Origin of the sequence: Limimaricola litoreus (assembly GCF_024159025.1) — a bacterium.
GTDB lineage: Bacteria > Pseudomonadota > Alphaproteobacteria > Rhodobacterales > Rhodobacteraceae > Limimaricola > Limimaricola litoreus.
On sequence record NZ_JAMYXC010000257.1, the window covers coordinates 1 to 1,392 of the forward strand.

General features: G+C 71.8%; 2 protein-coding genes. Both read left to right on the forward strand.

The window, feature by feature from the left end:
• On the forward strand, nucleotides 1-114 hold a 114-nt coding region (locus NHG85_RS16105; protein WP_305884605.1), incomplete at its 5' end, for a sugar-binding domain-containing protein.
• 22 nt (nucleotides 115-136) lie between these two features.
• Nucleotides 137-1,392, forward strand: a 1,256-nt coding sequence (locus NHG85_RS16110) for an FGGY-family carbohydrate kinase (RefSeq protein ID WP_253334249.1), incomplete at its 3' end; no start/stop codon positions are given.

Consider the following 1,392-nt stretch of genomic DNA (forward strand, 5'->3'; position numbering starts at 1 on the left):
GCCGGCGGGCCGGACAAAGTGGCCGCGATCGCGGCGGTGCTGCGCGGCGGCTGGCTCGATGGGCTGATCACCGACGAGGCGACGGCGCAGGCGCTGGCGGCGCTGCCGGACTGACCGCCGGGCAGGGGAGAAAAGCATGACCGCAGGGACGGGCGACCTTATCATCGGCATTGATGCCGGCACCTCGGTGATCAAGGCGGTGGGGTTCGACCTCTCCGGCCGCCAGATTGCCGCCGCCGCCGTGCCAAACCGCTACGACACCGCGTCAGGCGGCGTCGCCACCCAGCCATTGGCGCGGACCTGGGAGGATTGCGCACGGGCGCTTCGCGCCCTGGGCGAACGCATCGACCGGCTGCCCGAGCGCTGCGCCGCGCTCGCTGTGACCGCGCAGGGCGACGGCACCTGGCTGGTCGGGACGGGCGACGCGCCGGTCGGCGACGCTTGGCTCTGGCTCGACGCGCGCGCCGCGCCAGCGGTGGCGCGGCTGAAATCGGGGCCGCTGGAGCGGGCCCGGTTCGAGGCCACCGGCACCGGCCTCAACACCTGCCAGATGGGGGCACAGATGGCGCATATCGACGCGACTGAGCCCGAGCGGCTCGATCGCGCCGAGACGGCGCTGCATTGCAAGGACTGGCTCTATCTGAAGCTCACCGGCATCCGCGCCACCGACCCCTCCGAAGCGAGCTTTACCTTCGGCAATTTCCGCAGCCGCACCTATGACGACACCGTCATCGCCGCGCTGGGGCTGGAGCATCGCCGCCACCTGCTGCCCGAGATCGTCGACGGCACGCGGCAGACGCATCCGCTGAGCCCGGCCGCGGCGCGCGAGACCGGTCTCAGGGCCGGGACGCCGGTGAGCCTCGGCCATGTCGACATGGTGATGACCGCGCTCGGGGCCGGGGTCCATACCGGCACGCCCGGCGCCGCCTGTTCGACCGTGGGCTCGACCGGGGTGCACATGCGCGCGGTGCGCGACACGGATGTCGTGCTGAACGAGGCCTGTACCGGCTATGTCATCGCGCTGCCCGCCCCCGGGATGGTGACCCAAGTGCAGACCAACATGGCCGCGACGCTCAACATCGACTGGGCGCTGGCGCTGGCGGGCGAGCTGATGGCCGAGATGGGGGTCGAGGCGTCGCATGCCGATCTCGTCGCCCGGATCGAAGGTTGGCTCGCGCGCAGCCGTCCCGGCGAGATCCTCTATCACCCTTATATCTCCGAGGCCGGAGAGCGCGGCCCCTTCGTCGATGCCGATGCGCGGGCGGGCTTCGTCGGCCTGAGCCAGGGGCATCGCTTTCCCGATCTGATCCGTGCCGTGGTCGAGGGGCTGGGGCTGGCGGCGCGGGATTGCTACGCCGCGATGGGCGAGATGCCCGGCGAGCTGCGGCTGAC